The following is a 15,774-nucleotide window of genomic DNA, read 5'->3' on the forward strand; positions in this document are numbered from 1 at the left end:
TTCTATACTGGCACGTCAAGGCACCGACTGGAATTCCTCGCCATGCCCGAACGCTACCAGATATTGTACCGCGGCGAGCGCCTCGAGGGGGTCAGCGACGCGCAGCTGCGCCGCGGTCTGGCGCAGCTGTTCAAGGCGGATGACGCCCTGCTGGACAAACTGCTGAGCGGCCGGCCGCAGCTGCTCAAGCGCGACTGCGACCGGGAAACCGCCAGCCGCTACCGCGAGGCCATGGCGCGTGTGGGCGCGGTCGCCATCCTGCAGCGGATGGCGGAACCCGCCGCCAGCGACGATAGCGCCGGGCTCCGCCTCGCCGAGGTCGGCACCCCGGTGCTGCGACCCGAGGAGCGCGCTGCCGTCAGCGCGCCCAGTGTCATACCGCCCGACCTGGAGGTCGCCGCCGCGGGCACCCGCCTGGCCGACTCCCCCGCGCCCGCCCCGGCGCCTCCCGATACCAGCCAGCTGAGCCTGGCGGAGGCGGGGGAGCGCATCCCCAACCTGCCCGGACCGCCCGCGGCGGAAGTCGGCGACAGCGGGCTCTCCCTGTCACCCGAGGGGACGGACTTCAGTGACTGCCGCGCCCCCGAGGGCCACCCGCCAGCGGTCGACCTCTCGGCGCTTTCCCTGGCGCCGGAGGGTGAGCCGCTGGGGACGGAGGCGGACCGCAGGTCAGCGGCGCCACCGGCACCGGACACCGCCCACCTCAGCCTGGCGCCCGAGCCGCCGGAAGCGTAACTACCACGCGCAGGCCCGGCCGGTTGTCCTCCAGGCCGATCTCGCCGCGGTGATAGGACACAATGGCCCGCACCAGGCTCAGCCCCAGGCCGTGCCCCGGTTGCACACCGCGGCTGGACTCCACCCGGTAAAAACGGCGAAAGACCTTGTCGCGCTCCTCGCTGGCAATACCCGGCCCGGTGTCCGCCACCGCCACCTGGATGGCCTCTCCAGCGGGCGCGAGCTCCAGCGCCAGGCGTCCCCCGGCCGGGGTGTACTTGATCGCGTTGTCGAGCAGATTGGTAAACAGCTGAAACAGCAGATCCGCATCGCCGGCACACTCGGCCACGGCCCCGGCGCGAAAATCCAGTGTCAGCCCCTTCTCGCTGGCCACCGGTTCGTAGAGCTCCACCACATCCTGCAGCAGGGCCACCAGGTTGACCCGCTGCTCGCCGGGGCCCCGCCCTCCCGCCTCCAGCGCGGAAATCCGCAGCAGGGCATTGAAGGATGCCAGCAAGCCATCGCACTCCTCGATAATCCGGTCGACATCGTCCTGGCCGCCCGGATCGAGGCGGTCGCGCAGCTGACTGAGCTGGTTGCGCATGCGCGTCAGCGGCGTGCGCAGGTCGTGGGCGATGTTGTCGGAGACCTGCTTGACCCCCTGCATCAGCATCGCCATCTGGTCGAGCACCTGGTTCAACACCACCGCCAGCTCCCGGGCATAGCCGGTGGACGGATCCATCGACAGGCGCTCGGTGAGGTTGCCGCGCACGATGCGGATAAGGTCGGAATTCAACTGCTCGAAGCGCACCAGGGTGGAACGCGCGCTGACATACCCGCCAATGATACCCAGCAGCCAGGTCACGATCATGGCGCGAAACAGGGTATTGAACACCAGCGCACCGCTGGCCACCGCGTCGGCGTAGTTCCGCGCCACATACACGGTATAGCCCTCCCCCAGGGAAGCCGCGCGGGCGAGGAAATCAGCGTCCACCGGCTCGCCCCAGTTGAGCAGCGCGAGCTGAAACCCGAGCCAGCCGTCGGAGAACTCCCGGTAGCGCGTCACCACCTCCAGGTCCCCCGCCACATACTCGCCCCGGGCGTCGGTGACCAGGTAGTGGAAACGGCCAATGTTCTCCAGTCGGCGCTGGTCCCGCAGGTACTGCTCAACGCCCGTCAGCCCCTGCCCGGCGTAGACGGCGCGCAGGGCATCCAGTTCGTCGACGATGCTGTCGCGCAGATCGCTGAAGTAGTTGAAGCTGAACACGCCGTAGAGCAGCGCCAGCAGCACGAACACCGTGGCGCTCAGGGCGGTGATATAGCGGACGATGTAGCGGAAGGTCAGGCTTCTGACGACATCCCTGGCGCGCATGCGATTACCCGTCGCCGAGGCGATAGCCCGCGCCGCGCACGGTGTTGAGCAGCGGGGGCTCGAAATCGCGGTCGATTTTCTGCCGCAGGCGCGACACGTGGACATCGATGACGTTGGTCTGGGGGTCGAAGTGATAGCCCCAGACATGCTCCAGCAGCATGGCCCGGGTGACCACACGCCCGGCGTGGCGCATGAGGTATTCCAGCAGCTTGTATTCGCGAGGCTGCAGGCTGATCACCTCGCCCTGGCGGCGCACTTCCTGGTGCAGCAGGTCCATCTCCAGGTCGGCCACCTGCAGGCGCGTGGACAATTCGCTGGCGTGGCCAGCCCGGCGCACCAGGATTTCCAGGCGCGCCAGCAGCTCCGCCATGGCAAAGGGTTTGACCAGGTAGTCGTCGGCCCCGGACTGCAGGCCGAGGACGCGATTGTCGACGTCGCCCAGGGCACTGAGGATCAGGGCCGGCGTGAGCACCCCTTCCCGGCGCAGATCACTGACCAGCGTCAGTCCGTCCCGCCGCGGCAGCATGCGATCCACGATCAACACATCGAATTCGCCGCTGCGCGCCTGCTCCCAGCCCTGATCGCCATCACTCACGTGCAGGCATTCGTGCCCGGCGGACTCCAGCTCCCGGGAGACGAAATCCCCGACCGAATGATCGTCCTCTACCAGCAGTACTTTCATGCGCTCCACTCCCCGATTGGCGCCGGACTGTAGCACCCGGACCCCGGACTGCCAATTTACAATACGGTAATACTGCCCGGTACCTGCGGCCGATGGTAAACTGCGCGGCATGCCCGATCCGAGCCCCACATTCCCGCCCCCCGGCCTGCCGCGCCGACTGGCGGCCCTAGTCTACGATACCCTGCTGGTGATTCCGCTGGTGGGTATTACCGTGGCCCTGGTTCTGCTGACCGTCGCCGCCCTGACTGGCGCGGCGGAGGATGACAACCTGGTGCTGCAGCCCGTCTGGGTCCAGCTGATCGGCGCTCTCTGCGTGATCGGTTTCTACACCGCTTTCTGGAGCAAGGGCGGCCAGACCCTGGGCATGCAGGCCTGGCGCATCCAGGTCCTCGACGGCGAGGGCAATCCGCCACACCCGGCGCGCTGTGTGCTGCGCTGCCTGGCCGCCCTGGTCTCGCTGGCGCCCGCGGGGCTGGGCTACTGGTGGATGCTGGTGGATCGCGAGCGGCGCAGCTGGCACGACCGCCTGAGCGGTACCCACCTGGTGCTGCTGCCGAAGTCCAGCCGCAGCAAATCCTGACGCCTGGAGCGGGGCATGCGTTATGCCTCGCTGCGGGGCTTGCGCTGTCCCGGGGTTTCCTGGACACGCCGTGAACCCGTCCCTGGGGGCTCCTCGGCGACATCCATGTCGCCGAGGGTCCAGGAAACCCCGGGACAGCGCAAGCCAGCACGTTGGGCAGTGGCATCCGGCCTGTATCAACGAACGCGGAATCACCGACGCTTTTCGCAGCACCCTCGCAGGGCGCTCCGCGACTCGCCGTAGTGGTAATTTGTACTTCGTGGCAGAGGGCGGTGGCGGGCGGGGGCCTGGCTGGACTGTGTGAGACAGGGATGTCGAACACAAGCCCCCATGGAGGGGTTCACGGCGTGTCCAGGAAGCCCCCGCCAGCCACCGCGCTCGTGATCACCGGGACCACGAACCCCATCTAAAGGCAACGTGTCAGCGTGCGCGGGCCAGCAGGACGAAGCCGGCGAGGAGGCAGATCAGCACCGGCACCAGGGCCGCGTAGAGGGGTGCGAAGCCGAAGACCAGGCTGGCGGGGCCCAGCAGGTCCTGGCTGATGCGGAAGCTGACCCCCACCAGCACCCCGGCAAAGATCCGCAGGCCCATGGTGCCCTCCCGCAGGGGGCCGAAGATGAAGGAAATCGCCACCAATACCAGCGCCGCGAGAGCCACCGGCTGCAGCAGCTTGCGCCACAGGGCCAGCTCGAAATCGTCCGCGTCCAGGCCCTGCTGCATCAGGTAACGGCTGTAGCGGTAGAGGTCCAGCAGCGGCAGGCGGTCCGGCGAGACCACCTCCATGGTCAGCAGTTCGGGGGTCACCGCGGTGTCCCAGCGCAGGGTGGCGTGCTCGCTCTGACGGGTCGCCCAGCTGGTGAAATCGGTGCGCCGCACCTGCTCCAGCAGCCAGTGGTCACCCTGGAACCTGGCACGCTGCGCACGCAGCGCCGAGCGCAGGCGGTAGTCGTCGTCGAACTGCAGCAGGGTCACGCCGTGTACCACCCCCGCGGGCTCCAGGGCGTTGAAGTGCATGAACGAGTCGGCCTCGCGGTTCCAGATGCCGTAGCGCCCGGTGACGCCCTCCCCCGGGTTGAGCGCCATGGCTCGCCGGCTCTCGGCCATCTGCTCGGTCTGCGGGGCCAGGGTCTCGCCGAGACCGAAGCCAATCAGGGCCACCAGCAGCGCAGGCTTCATGGCCATCCACACCAGGCGCCCGGTGGAGATGCCCGCCGCGCGCATCACCACCAGCTCGCTGCCCGATGCCAGCTGCCCGAGACCGGCCAGGGCGCCAATCAGGGCCGCGAAAGGCAGGAATTCGTAGAGCCTGCCGGGCAGCGTCAGCAGCACGTAGAGTCCGATTTCCAGGGCCGTGTAGCTCTCGCTGAGGTCACCGGACTCGTCGATAAAGGCGGAAATGGCATCCAGCCCGACAATCACCACCAGCACCAGCAGGATGGCGCCCAGCACGGTGCGCCCGATATACCGATCAAGCCGCGACATGGGGCACCTCGCGGTGGCGCAGTCGACGCCAGTAGCGCCGCCAGTTCTCGGCGTAGAGCAGGCCCAGGGCAAGCAGCGCAAAGGCGAGATGGATGGCCCACAGGCGCAGCGGCGCCGCGCCTTCCTCGATGGCGCCGCGGGCATTCACCAGCAACAGCAGGTAGGCCAGGTAGAGCAGGATGGCGGGGGCCATCTTGATGTAGCGCCCCTTGCGGTGATCGGTGCGACTCATGCAAAGCGCAATGATGGCCACGATCGGCACGATCAGCGGCAGGGACAGACGCCAGTGCAGGGTTGCCCGCTCCTCGGCCCCGCCGGCGCGCCAGAGCTCGAGGGTGGAGCGCCCATCGATGCGCGAGGAGGTGCGAATGCCCCCTTCCGGCTCGGGAATATGCTGGCCGAAGGTGGCGAACGCGATCACCCGGAAATCCAGGCGCCCGGGCAGGCCCTCGTAGCGGTAGCCGTCGCGCAGCTCGACGTAGCGATCCCCGGTCTCGGGGTCGATGACGATCTCACCTTCCCGGGCATAGGTGACCTGCAGCTGGGGGCGATCGCTGCCTGGCTCGGCGCGCTGGGAGAGGAAGACACTGTGCATCACCCCGCTGTCCGGGTCGATGCGCTGGGCATAGCTCACCAGGCCGCTGTCCTTGCGCGCCTGGAAACGGCCCTCGGCGAGGGTCTGCAGCCCCTGGGTGGACTCGGGATCGTCCAGCAGGGCGGAGGAGCGGGCCGCGCCGGCGGGCGCCAGCCACAGACTGAGCAGGGCCACCAGCAGCATGACCAGGGCCGCCGGCACCAGGGTGCAGGCGGCGAGCCGCTGGGGGCTCACGCCACAGGCACTCAGCACCACCATCTCGCTCTCCACGTACAGGCGGCCGTAGGCGAGCAGAATGCCGATGAACAGGCCCAGGGGCAGGATCAGCTCAAGGAAGCCGGGCAGGCGGTAGAACATCACCGGGAACAGGATGTCCGAAGCCAGGTTGCCCACGGCGGCTTCCGCGAGATACTTGACGAAGCGGCCGCTGAAAATGATCAGCAGCAGCGTGAAGCTGACGGCCAGGGTGTGCAGGAGCACGTCCCGGGCGAGATAGCCGAGGATTTTCATGGGACCCCGCCGCGGCAAACAGGTGTTCAGTTCGAAGGCCCGCCATCATACACTAGTCACACTGCTCATAAATATCGCCGTTGTCCGCCGAAACCCCGGCAGCGATATTGCCGAGCCCACCGACGAATTGACAGGAACTGATCATGAGCGAACTCGCCTTCCACGCCCGCAAAAGCGTCGACCCCGCGCGCAGCAAAAGTGCCTGCGCTATCCTGCCGGTGTTCGGCAAGGAACTCGGCGACGCAGCGGCGGCACTCGACCCACAGATCGACGGCGCCCTTTCCGCGGCCCTGAAACTCGGCGACTTCAAGGGCAAGCCGGGGCAGACCATGGTCATGCCCGGAGCCGGCAAGCTGGAGCGCATCCTGCTCCTCGGCCTGGGTGAGCGCGACAAGGTTGACCGCGCCGCCGTGCGCGAGGCGACCCAGGGACTGAGTGCGGTGCTGTCGCGCCTGTCCGCCCGGGACGCCCTGCTTTTCGCCGAAGAACTACAGGGCCAGGATGTCGACCTTGCCTGGAGCCTGGAGTACCTGGCGCGGCACCTGGTCATGAGCGCCTACCGCTACACCGAGACCCTGTCCAAGCCGAAGGACCCGCTGTCACTGCGCAAACTGAACGTCCAGGCCGGCGCTGCCCTCGGCAGTGCCGAGGTCCAGCGCCTGCTCGATCGCGGTGCGGCGGTGGGGCGCGGCGCCAATCTGGCGCGCCACCTGGGCGACCTGCCCGGCAACCTCTGCACCCCGACCACCCTGGCCAGCGAAGCGCGCAAACTCGGCCGCGGCAACAAGCAGGTGAGTGTCCAGGTCCTGGAAGAGAAGAAAATGCGCGAGCTGGGCATGGGCGCCCTGCTCTCGGTATCCGCCGGCAGCGAGCAGCCGGCCAAACTGATTGCCATCCACTACAAGGGCGGCAAGTCCAGCGACGCGCCCTACGTCCTGGTCGGCAAGGGCATCACCTTTGACACCGGCGGCATCTCGCTGAAGCCCGGCGCCAAGATGGACGAAATGAAGTACGACATGTGCGGGGCGGCCAGCGTCCTGGGCACCCTGCAGGCGGTGATCGAACAAAAGTTACCGATCAACGTCACCGGCGTCATCGCAGCGGCGGAAAACATGCCCAGCGGCCGCGCCACCAAACCGGGTGACGTGGTCACCAGCATGGCGGGCAAGACCATTGAAATTCTCAATACCGATGCCGAGGGCCGCCTGGTCCTCTGCGATGCCCTGACCTGGGCCACCCGCCTGAAGCCGGCGGCCATCGTCGACATCGCCACCCTGACCGGCGCCTGCGTGGTCGCCCTCGGCTCCCACGCCACCGGCCTCTACGCCAACAACGACGCCCTCGCCGAGCAGCTGCTCACGGCGGGTACCGAGACCCACGACCGCGCCTGGCGCATGCCCCTGTGGGAGGACTACCGCAAGCAGCTGAAGAGCAACTTCGCCGACCTCGCCAATATCGGCGGCCCCGAAGCCGGCAGCGTCACCGCCGCCTGCTTCCTGGCGGAGTTTACCGGCGACTGCGCCTGGGCCCACCTGGACATCGCCGGCGCCGCCTGGAACAGCAGCCCGAAGGGCGCCACCGGCCGCCCGGTGGCACTGCTGTCCCGCTACCTGGCCGAGCGCGCGGAAGCCTGAGCCATGGCGCCCCGGGTCAGTTTCTACGTGGTCCAGCACGGCGACCCGGGGCAGCGCCTGGCCATCGTGGCGCGCCTGGCCGACAAGGCCCTGCGCCAGGGCTACCGGATCCACATCCACGCCGGGGACGAAGGTCAGGCGCGGGCCCTGGACGATCTGCTGTGGACCTTTCGGCCCGCCAGCTTCGTGCCCCACGCCCTCGCCGGCGAGCCCGGGGACCAGCCGGTGGCGATTGGCTGGCAGGGGGCGCCCGCCGACGAACGCGACCTGCTGATCAACCTGCAGCCCGGCGTGCCCGGGTTTTTCCACCAGTTCCAGCGCGTCGCCGAGGTGGTCACCCAGGACCCCGCCAGCCTGGAAGCCCAGCGCGCGGCCTGGCGCTTCTACCGCCAGCAGGGCTGCGAATTGGAAAAACACGATCTGCGCGGCGTATAATCCCGCCCTTTTCCAGAGCCGGATGCCGCGCGTGATCGAAAAGACCTTCAACCCCGCCGAGATTGAAACCCGCTGGTACCAGCACTGGGAAGCCCAGGGCTATTTCCGCCCCCAGGGCGGGGATAGCGCCTACAGCATCATGATCCCGCCGCCCAATGTCACCGGCAGCCTGCACATGGGCCACGGTTTCAACAATGCGATCATGGATGCCCTGATCCGCTACCACCGCATGCAGGGTGACAACACCCTGTGGCAGGTGGGCACCGACCACGCGGGGATCGCCACGCAGATGGTGGTGGAGCGCCAACTGGCGGCCGAGGGGGTCTCGCGCTACGACCTGGGCCGGGAGGCCTTCCTGGACAAGGTCTGGGACTGGAAAGCCGAATCCGGCGGCAACATCACCCGGCAGATCCGTCGCCTGGGCTCTTCGGTGGACTGGAGCCGAGAACGCTTCACCATGGACGAGGGCCTGTCCAATGCCGTGCGCGAGGTGTTCGTGCGCCTCTACGACGAGGGCCTGATCTACCGCGGCAAGCGCCTGGTGAACTGGGACCCGGTATTCAACACGGCGATCTCCGACCTGGAAGTACTCAACGAGGAAGAGCAGGGCTCCCTGTGGCACTTCCGCTACCCTATCGAGGGCGAGGACGGCCACCTGGTGGTGGCCACCACCCGGCCGGAAACCCTGCTCGGTGACACCGCCGTGGCGGTGCATCCGGAGGACGAGCGCTACCGGCACCTGGTGGGGCGCCGGGTGCGCCTGCCGATCACCGGGCGTCTGATTCCCATCGTCGCCGACGACTACGTGGACCCGGCCTTCGGCTCCGGCTGCGTCAAGATCACCCCGGCCCACGACTTCAACGACTACGAAGTGGGCAAGCGCCACAATCTGCCGCTGATCAATGTGCTGGACCGCAATGCCTGCGTGCTCGGCGAGTTCACCGTGCTCACCTTCGAGGGCTACGCCACGGTACACGGCGAAAAGGGCCCGGAACGCTACGCCGGCCTCGACCGCTTCGAGGCGCGCAAGCAGATCGTGGCCGAATTCGAGGAACTGGGCCTGCTGGAGAAGATCGAGCCCCACAGCCTCAAGGTGCCCCGGGGCGACCGCTCGGGCGCGGTGGTGGAGCCCTGGCTGACCGACCAGTGGTACGTGAAGGTCGCCGAGCTGGCGAAACCGGCCATCGAAGCAGTGGAAGACGGGCGCATCCAGTTCGTGCCGAAACAGTACGAGAACATGTATTTTGCCTGGATGCGGGATATCCAGGACTGGTGCATCAGCCGCCAGCTGTGGTGGGGCCACCGCATTCCCGCCTGGTACGACAAGCACGGCCAGGTCTACGTGGGGCGCGACGAGGCGGAGGTGCGCAGCAAGTACACCCTCGGCGACGAAGTGGCGCTGTCCCGCGACGAGGACGTGCTGGACACCTGGTTCAGCTCGGCCCTGTGGACCTTCTCCACCCTCGGCTGGCCGGAGGACACCCCGGAACTGCGCACCTTCCACCCCACCAGCGTGCTGGTCACCGGCTTCGACATCATTTTCTTCTGGGTCGCGCGCATGATCATGATGACCATGCACTTCCTCAAGCACGAGGACGGCAGCCCCCAGGTCCCCTTTGAAACCGTGTACGTCCACGGCCTGGTGCGCGACTCCCAGGGGCAGAAGATGTCCAAGTCCAAGGGCAATGTGCTCGACCCCATCGACCTGATCGACGGCATCGAGCTGGAGCCCCTGGTGGACAAGCGCACCCGCGGCATGATGCAGCCGCAACTGGCCAAACAGATCGAAAAGCAGACCCGCGCCGAGTTCCCCGAGGGCATCGCCGCCTACGGCACCGACGCCCTGCGCTTCACCTTCTGCTCCCTGGCCTCCACCGGGCGTGACATCAAGTTCGACATCGGCCGTATCGAAGGGCACCGCAACTTCTGCAACAAGATCTGGAACGCCGCCCGCTATGTGCTGATGCAATGCGAGGGCCAGGACTGCGGCAGTGACACGGATGCCGACGTCAGCCTGTCCCTGGCCGATCGCTGGATTCGCTCGCGCCTGCAGCACACCATCAGCGAGGTGGGCCGTCACCTCGACAGCTACCGCTTCGACCTGGCCAGCCAGGTGCTGCACGAGTTCATCTGGAACGAGTACTGCGACTGGTACCTGGAGCTGTCCAAGCCGGTGCTGTGGGACGAGTCCGCCAGCCCGGAACTGCAGCGCGGTACCCGCCAGACCCTGATCCAGGTACTCGAGTGCGCCCTGCGCCTGATGCACCCCTTCATGCCCTTCATCACCGAGGAGATCTGGCAGAAAGTGGCTCCCCTCGCCGGCGCCAGCGGCGACACGGTAATGCTGCAGCCCTGGCCGACCGCCCGGGACAGCGCCGTGGACACTGCCGCCGAGGCGGAGATAGAATGGCTGAAGCAGGTGATTGTCGGCATCCGCAATATCCGGGGTGAAATGAACATCCCGCCGGGCAAGCCCCTCACCGTCTTCTGTCGCGATGGGGACGCCACGGATCGTCAACGGGTCGCCGACAACGGCGCCTTCCTGCGCAAGCTGGCCAAGCTGGAGCGCATCGACTGGCTCGCGGAGGATGGCGAGGCGCCGGTATCCGCCACGGCCCTGGTGGGGCAGCTGGAACTGCTGGTGCCCATGGCCGACCTCATCGACCGCGACGATGAGCTGGCGCGCCTGGCAAGGGAAACCGCCAAGCTGGAGAAGGAGCAGGCGCGACTGCAAGGCAAGCTGAACAACAGTGCCTTTGTCGACAAGGCCCCGGAGGCCGTCGTGGCCCGGGAGCGGGAAAAGCTGTCGGCGCTCGAAGAGACACTGACCCGGCTGCGCAAGCAGGCCGAACATATCGCCAGGCTGTAACACCCCGGCACCGGCCAGACGTGGCGACCCGGTGCCGGCGAGCAACACCCAGAACGCCACCCAATAATAATCAGAGAGCAACACCGAGGTATGCGGTATGAGTGAGCGGGTCAGCGGCACGGTCAAGTGGTTCAACAATGCCAAGGGTTTCGGCTTCATCACCCGGGAAGAGAGCGACGACGACGTCTTCGTTCACTTCCGTTCCATCCAGGGCGAAGGCTACCGGACCCTGAACGAAGGCCAGGCCGTGGAATTCAAGCTGGTTGCCGGGCCCAAGGGCCTGCAGGCCGAAGACGTACAAAAGCTCTAGGGGACGGGGCTAGCACAGCCCCCTCGCGACAGATTGACGGGACTTCCCCCCTGCGGGGAAGCGATGTTCTACACCCCACGGAAAAAGAGGAACCCATGCACCTGACAGGCAAACTTGTTCTCAGTGCGCTGATCGCCCTGATTGCCACCATCACCACCAGCTTCATCCAGCAAGACCGCCTCATCGACCCCCTGCTTCTGATCGCTTTCCTGGCGGCCACCCTGCTCACCGCGCTCGCCATCCATGGCGCGCCGCGCCTGGCAGACAGCCGCGGCGCTGACAGCGGAGCCGCACCGACTCGCAAGCGCGACAGCGGAAGCCGGGCGGCGGCGCCCGCCGGCGAGGACCGCGAACAGGGCACCGTGAAGTGGTTCAACCGCAACAAGGGTTTCGGTTTCATCATTCGCGACAACGGCGAGGAAATTTTCGTGCACTTTCGCGCCATCCGCGGCGAGGGACGCCGCAGCCTCCAGGACGGTCAGCGGGTGGCCTTCCACACCGCCAGCAGCCGCAAGGGCCCACAGGCAGAGGACGTTGAAGTCCTCGAGCGGGCCGGCTGAATGGCCAACTCAAAAGCGAATGCGCGGCGCTTCCGGGGCGTTGTCATGCCCACCGCCAGCCACCCCGCGATTCGGCGCGTTCGCCGCCAGGGCCATGTACCGGGCATTCACGGCAACAAATTGTGGAAGTCCAGCGCCCTGCTGATTGACTACCTGCACCGTCAGCGTCCCGAACACTGTCAGCGTGTCCTCGACGTCGGCTGCGGCTGGGGCATCAGCGGCATCTGGTGCGCCAAGCAGCTCGGCTCGAGCGTGACCTCGGTGGACGCCGACCCCGCGGTATTCCCTTTCCTCGACGCCACCGCGGAACTGAATGGCGTGGCGACCCGCCACCGGGTCGCCCGCTTCGAGAAAATCACCGGTCGCGAGCTGGCGGGCTACGACATGCTGATCGCGGCGGATATCTGCTTCTGGGATGAACTGGCCCGCCCCGTGGGCAACCTGATCAACCGCGCCCTGCGCGCGGGCGTCAAGCACATCGTGGTCGCCGACCCCGAGCGTCAGCCCTTCCTGGACATGGCCCAGGGCTGTGTCGAGCGCCACTGCGCGGAGCTGCTGCCCTGGCAGTGCCGCGGCAGCATTGAGGCGCGCGGGGCCCTGCTGGTGATCGAGAACGCCTGACTCAGCGCCGCGCGGATACCCGGTAGCGCCGCTCCAGACCCTCGACCATCTGCGGCGCGCCAGCGTCGCCAAAGGCCGGGCGGAAGCGGGTGGACAGCAACTGCCGATAGAGGTGGATGGCGTAGCCCCGCGCCGCCTCGTCGCCGGCGCGAGTGTCCACCCCGCGGGCCCGCCCCTCTGGCGAGACGCTGTAGTCGGCGAGCACCGCCGCGCTTTCGGCATCGCCGGGGCGCCAGAATACGCCGTTGTCGGGCAACTCGACCGGCTCGGCAAACCAGGCCCGGCGCAGGTCCTCGCGCTGCTGGCTGTCGAGCCAGGCGACCAGGGAGGCATAGCGCTCCAGGGCACCGCGGCGGCCATTCCACTGCTCCCAGTCGGCCAGCGCCAGGTGCGCGCGGGCACGCAACTCGACATCCCCCAGGTCGGGCCGGGCGAGGAACTGCTCCAGCAGGACCGTTCCCTCGTTCACCGCGCTCCGCTGCAGGTTGATAAGGCGCTGCTCCCGCGCGGACAACTCCATGGGAACCCCGGCGAGCGCGGCGCTGCGCAGGCCGGTGTCCCGCTGCATCACCACTGGCGCCTGCCAGGCCTGCAAGAGGTAGAGGTTGTGCAGCTGGCTTTCCAGCAGGGCCCAGTGAGTGGGGGCGTCCAGCGCGGCGCCCGACTGCAGCAGGTCGGCATTGAGCCCCAGCAGACGCAGCAGGCGCTGGTCTTCCCGCTTGTCGAATTCCAGGCGCAGGGCCTGCCGTTGCCAGCGCAGGTACTCGAGCACGGCTTCCAGGTCCTCCCCCGCCTGGGCCGACAGGGCGCGGAAGTAGTAATCGTAGCGCTCGTCCAGCGCCTGCCAGTCGCCGCGCAGGCCCTGCACCTCCAGCACCTGCCTGAGCAAGGGCAGCTGCCCTTCGCTATACAGGCCCTGGTTGATGCGCACGACGTGGAGCGCGCGCCGGTAGGCCCGCAGCGACTGATCCAGCTCACCGGCCTCCCGGTAGAGCCGCCCGAGATCATTCAGCGCCTCCGCCAGGGCTGGCGCATAGGGGCCCGCCGCCTGCTCACTGGCCTGCAGCCGGGCTTCCAGTTCCCGCAACTGCTCCCGGTGCTGCGGACCGACCTCCCGCACGCGCTCACCCGGTGCGCGCCAGGCGCGTGTCTCGGGCCAGTCGCCCCCCAGGCGGACGAAATCCTCGCCGTAACGGGTCGCGGCCTGCAGGCTGGCACAGCCCATACTCAGCGCAAGGATGATGCCGCCGAGCCAGGGCAGGAAGGGGTGGGCAGTCATGGGGCACTCCGTGGCGAAATCTGACGCGGGTGCACAGTATAGGCTGGGGAGGGGCAGGTGTGCAGCGGGCCCTGTGGCCCTTGCTTCACGGCCCCTGTGGCCTGCGCCTTAGCCATAAAAAACCCGCCTTGCGGCGGGTGGAAATCTGACGTCACGGACCTGGACGGGTGCTGCGCGCGATCCAGGGGAGAAAAACGCGCAGCGACCAATTTCAGATGCTCGAATTATAGCCAGGGGCTTGATATAGTCCTAATGTATTTAATTTATTGAAATCATGCATTCAGGTAATAGTCTAGGGTGAACTCCCCGCAACTGCACAAGGTCGACCTGAACCTCCTGGTGGCCCTGCAGGTCATGCTGCAGGAGTGCTCGGTTTCCCGCGCGGCCAGGCGCCTGCACATTACCCAGCCGGCGATGAGCCGCACCCTGGGGCGCCTGCGCGAACTGTTTGACGACCCGCTGTTTACCCGCAGCAGCGGCGGCATGCAGCCAAGCCCGCGGGCGCGGGAACTGGAGCGCGAGCTGGGCCCCCTGCTGACGGAGGTGGAGCGGCTGCTGCGGGGCCCCGAGTTCGATCCCTGGCACTATACCGGCGAGGTGACCCTGGCCCTGTCGGAGTACATCGGCATGGCCCTGCTGCCGGGCCTGATCCGGCGCCTCCACGAGCTGGCCCCGCGCCTGTCGATCCGGGTCATCACCCGGGTGGAGAACCAGCTGGAGCAACTCGCCAGCGGCGCCCTGGATTTCGTCATCCACATCGCCCAGGCCCACTACCCCGAGGACTTCCGGGCCTTTCCCCTGGGCACCGCGCCACCGGCGATCCTGGTGCGCGAGGGCCACCCCCTGACCCAGGGCGACCTGACCTGGGAGCGCCTGGCGCTGTATCCGGTGATCCGGGTCTACCTGCCCGACTTTGAACAGATCGAACTGGTGCGGACCTCCGAGAGCTTCCTGCGGGTGCGCGATCCGCAACAGGGCTCCCTGGAGATCTCCCATCTGATGACCGCCCTGGAGGTGTTGCGCTCCACCGACTACTTCATGCCCGGACCGGCCTACATCATGCGCAACCAGATCGCGACCCAGGGCATTGTGGCCCTGGCCAACCCCGAAGACATCGACTACCAGATTCGCTATATGCTGGTGGGCCACCGGCGCACCGAACACTCCGCCCTGCACCAGTGGCTGTGGCAACAGATCCTGGAAACCCTGGGCAGCCTGGACCGGCCCTAGCGGGCGGTGCGGCACTTTCCCCCGGAGCCGAGTTCCCCTATCCTGTGACGCCATTTCCCGAAAGCCGAGGCTCCATGAGCGCCAGCCGTCGACGCGACATTCCCCGCTACCGTACGCCGCTGATCGAAACCCACTGCCACCTCGACTACCTCGACGGCGAACAGCTGACAGCCACGCTCCAGCGATCCCGCGACGTGGGCATCCAGCGCATCATTACCATCGCGGTATCACCGGACAACCTCGGGCCGGTCCTGGCCCTGGCCCACCGCGAGGACGACGTCTGGGCGACCCAGGGCATCCACCCCCACGAAGCCGAGGGCCTGGACAGTGAGGTGCTGGAGCGCATCCGCGAACAGGCCGGCGACCCCAGGGTGGTCGCCATCGGCGAGATCGGTCTCGATTACTTCTACGACCACGCCGACCGCCGGGCACAGTGGCGCGCCTTCGAGCAGCAACTGGCCCTGGCGGCAGACCTCGACCTCCCGGTAGTGATTCACACCCGCGAGGCCGATGACGACACCCGCACCATTCTGGAAAACTTCCGCAGCAGCCTGCGTCGCCGGGGCGTGATTCACAGCTTCACCTCCAGCCTCGAGCTGGCGGAATTCTGCCTCGGCGAAGGTTTCATGCTCGGCTTCAACGGCATCGCCACCTTCAACCGCGCCGACAACGTGCGCGAGGTGGTGGCGGCAACCCCCATCGAGCAACTGTTGCTGGAGACCGACTCTCCCTACCTGACACCCGTGCCCTACCGGGGCAAGCCCAACGCGCCCTACTACCTGCCCTTCGTGGCGGAAAAGGTCGCCGAGATCCACGGACTGGACCCGGAGGTATTGCTGGAACAGGTCCAGCGCAACAGTCTGCGGCTCTTCTTCCCCGACGAAGCCTGAGCGGGCACAGG

The 15,774-nt window shown here is 67.4% G+C and carries 15 protein-coding genes; 10 read left to right on the plus strand and 5 right to left on the minus strand.

Going from position 1 to position 15,774, the window contains the following annotated elements; genetic code table 11:
- Positions 1 to 42 precede the first annotated feature (42 nt).
- Entirely contained in the window at positions 43 to 735 is a 693-nt protein-coding gene (locus ACYVGS_RS02960; protein WP_460587144.1) for a hypothetical protein, read from the plus strand.
- Here ACYVGS_RS02960 and ACYVGS_RS02965 read toward each other — a convergent pair.
- Complete coding sequence (locus tag ACYVGS_RS02965; RefSeq protein WP_460587145.1) at positions 704 to 2,086, minus strand: sensor histidine kinase; 1,383 nt, start codon at positions 2,084 to 2,086, stop codon at positions 704 to 706. The genes ACYVGS_RS02960 and ACYVGS_RS02965 overlap by 32 nt on opposite strands.
- 4 nt (positions 2,087 to 2,090) lie before the next feature.
- Entirely contained in the window at positions 2,091 to 2,768 is a 678-nt protein-coding gene (locus tag ACYVGS_RS02970; RefSeq protein WP_460587146.1) for a response regulator transcription factor, read from the minus strand.
- A 109-nt stretch (positions 2,769 to 2,877) separates the two neighbouring features.
- Between ACYVGS_RS02970 and ACYVGS_RS02975 the strand changes: the two genes are divergently transcribed.
- A complete protein-coding gene (locus ACYVGS_RS02975; RefSeq protein ID WP_460587147.1) occupies positions 2,878 to 3,348 on the plus strand; it encodes an RDD family protein in 471 nt (156 codons plus the stop codon).
- A gap of 420 nt (positions 3,349 to 3,768) precedes the next feature.
- Here the strand turns inward: ACYVGS_RS02975 and lptG are convergent, their stop codons facing one another.
- Together lptG and lptF are read right to left on the minus strand one after the other, a co-directional pair.
- Entirely contained in the window at positions 3,769 to 4,830 is a 1,062-nt protein-coding gene (gene lptG, locus ACYVGS_RS02980) for an LPS export ABC transporter permease LptG (RefSeq protein WP_460587148.1), read from the minus strand.
- Complete coding sequence (gene lptF, locus ACYVGS_RS02985; RefSeq protein WP_460587149.1) at positions 4,817 to 5,935, minus strand: LPS export ABC transporter permease LptF; 1,119 nt, start codon at positions 5,933 to 5,935, stop codon at positions 4,817 to 4,819. The genes lptG and lptF overlap by 14 nt, the downstream gene beginning before the upstream one ends.
- 143 nt (positions 5,936 to 6,078) lie before the next feature.
- Between lptF and ACYVGS_RS02990 the strand changes: the two genes are divergently transcribed.
- The 6 genes from ACYVGS_RS02990 to ACYVGS_RS03015 all read left to right on the plus strand — a co-directional run bounded on the left by ACYVGS_RS02990 (position 6,079) and on the right by ACYVGS_RS03015 (position 12,364).
- The gene (locus ACYVGS_RS02990) at positions 6,079 to 7,569 is read left to right on the plus strand and encodes a leucyl aminopeptidase family protein (RefSeq protein WP_460587150.1); all 1,491 of its coding nucleotides are present in this window, start codon (positions 6,079 to 6,081) and stop codon (positions 7,567 to 7,569) included.
- Between the two features lie 3 nt (positions 7,570 to 7,572).
- Positions 7,573 to 8,004 carry a DNA polymerase III subunit chi gene (locus ACYVGS_RS02995; protein ID WP_460587151.1) on the plus strand — a complete coding sequence of 144 codons (432 nt, stop codon included), beginning with the start codon at positions 7,573 to 7,575 and terminating at the stop codon, positions 8,002 to 8,004.
- Between the two features lie 34 nt (positions 8,005 to 8,038).
- Positions 8,039 to 10,873 (plus strand): valine--tRNA ligase, encoded by a 2,835-nt coding sequence (locus tag ACYVGS_RS03000; protein WP_460587584.1) that lies wholly within the window; start codon positions 8,039 to 8,041, stop codon positions 10,871 to 10,873.
- Between the two features lie 97 nt (positions 10,874 to 10,970).
- Entirely contained in the window at positions 10,971 to 11,183 is a 213-nt protein-coding gene (locus ACYVGS_RS03005; RefSeq protein ID WP_460587152.1) for a cold-shock protein, read from the plus strand.
- Positions 11,184 to 11,278: 95 nt separating this feature from the next.
- Positions 11,279 to 11,743, plus strand: coding sequence for a cold-shock protein (locus ACYVGS_RS03010; protein ID WP_460587153.1), 465 nt, complete (start codon positions 11,279 to 11,281; stop codon positions 11,741 to 11,743).
- 45 nt (positions 11,744 to 11,788) lie between these two features.
- A complete protein-coding gene (locus tag ACYVGS_RS03015; RefSeq protein ID WP_460587154.1) occupies positions 11,789 to 12,364 on the plus strand; it encodes a class I SAM-dependent methyltransferase in 576 nt (191 codons plus the stop codon).
- A gap of 1 nt (position 12,365) precedes the next feature.
- Here the strand turns inward: ACYVGS_RS03015 and ACYVGS_RS03020 are convergent, their stop codons facing one another.
- Positions 12,366 to 13,643 (minus strand): hypothetical protein, encoded by a 1,278-nt coding sequence (locus ACYVGS_RS03020; RefSeq protein ID WP_460587155.1) that lies wholly within the window; start codon positions 13,641 to 13,643, stop codon positions 12,366 to 12,368.
- Positions 13,644 to 13,940: 297 nt separating this feature from the next.
- Here ACYVGS_RS03020 and ACYVGS_RS03025 point away from each other — a divergent pair, with 297 nt between their 5' ends.
- Both ACYVGS_RS03025 and ACYVGS_RS03030 read left to right on the plus strand, forming a co-directional pair.
- Complete coding sequence (locus tag ACYVGS_RS03025) at positions 13,941 to 14,873, plus strand: LysR family transcriptional regulator (protein WP_460587156.1); 933 nt, start codon at positions 13,941 to 13,943, stop codon at positions 14,871 to 14,873.
- A gap of 74 nt (positions 14,874 to 14,947) precedes the next feature.
- Entirely contained in the window at positions 14,948 to 15,763 is an 816-nt protein-coding gene (locus tag ACYVGS_RS03030) for a TatD family hydrolase (protein ID WP_460587157.1), read from the plus strand.
- The last annotated feature ends 11 nt before the right edge of the window (positions 15,764 to 15,774 follow it).

The sequence above is a fragment of the Haliea atlantica genome, assembly GCF_054779855.1.

Bases quoted from the DNA above. Each gene is read 5' to 3' on its own strand.
- ACYVGS_RS02960 (WP_460587144.1), top strand. From the start codon at position 43: ATGCCCGAACGCTACCAGATATTGTACCGCGGCGAGCGCCTCGAGGGG.
- ACYVGS_RS02965 (WP_460587145.1), bottom strand. From the start codon at position 2,086: ATGCGCGCCAGGGATGTCGTCAGAAGCCTGACCTTCCGCTACATCGTC.
- ACYVGS_RS02970 (WP_460587146.1), bottom strand. From the start codon at position 2,768: ATGAAAGTACTGCTGGTAGAGGACGATCATTCGGTCGGGGATTTCGTC.
- ACYVGS_RS02975 (WP_460587147.1), top strand. From the start codon at position 2,878: ATGCCCGATCCGAGCCCCACATTCCCGCCCCCCGGCCTGCCGCGCCGA.
- lptG (WP_460587148.1), bottom strand. From the start codon at position 4,830: ATGTCGCGGCTTGATCGGTATATCGGGCGCACCGTGCTGGGCGCCATC.
- lptF (WP_460587149.1), bottom strand. From the start codon at position 5,935: ATGAAAATCCTCGGCTATCTCGCCCGGGACGTGCTCCTGCACACCCTG.
- ACYVGS_RS02990 (WP_460587150.1), top strand. From the start codon at position 6,079: ATGAGCGAACTCGCCTTCCACGCCCGCAAAAGCGTCGACCCCGCGCGC.
- ACYVGS_RS02995 (WP_460587151.1), top strand. From the start codon at position 7,573: ATGGCGCCCCGGGTCAGTTTCTACGTGGTCCAGCACGGCGACCCGGGG.
- ACYVGS_RS03005 (WP_460587152.1), top strand. From the start codon at position 10,971: ATGAGTGAGCGGGTCAGCGGCACGGTCAAGTGGTTCAACAATGCCAAG.
- ACYVGS_RS03010 (WP_460587153.1), top strand. From the start codon at position 11,279: ATGCACCTGACAGGCAAACTTGTTCTCAGTGCGCTGATCGCCCTGATT.
- ACYVGS_RS03015 (WP_460587154.1), top strand. From the start codon at position 11,789: ATGCCCACCGCCAGCCACCCCGCGATTCGGCGCGTTCGCCGCCAGGGC.
- ACYVGS_RS03020 (WP_460587155.1), bottom strand. From the start codon at position 13,643: ATGACTGCCCACCCCTTCCTGCCCTGGCTCGGCGGCATCATCCTTGCG.
- ACYVGS_RS03030 (WP_460587157.1), top strand. From the start codon at position 14,948: ATGAGCGCCAGCCGTCGACGCGACATTCCCCGCTACCGTACGCCGCTG.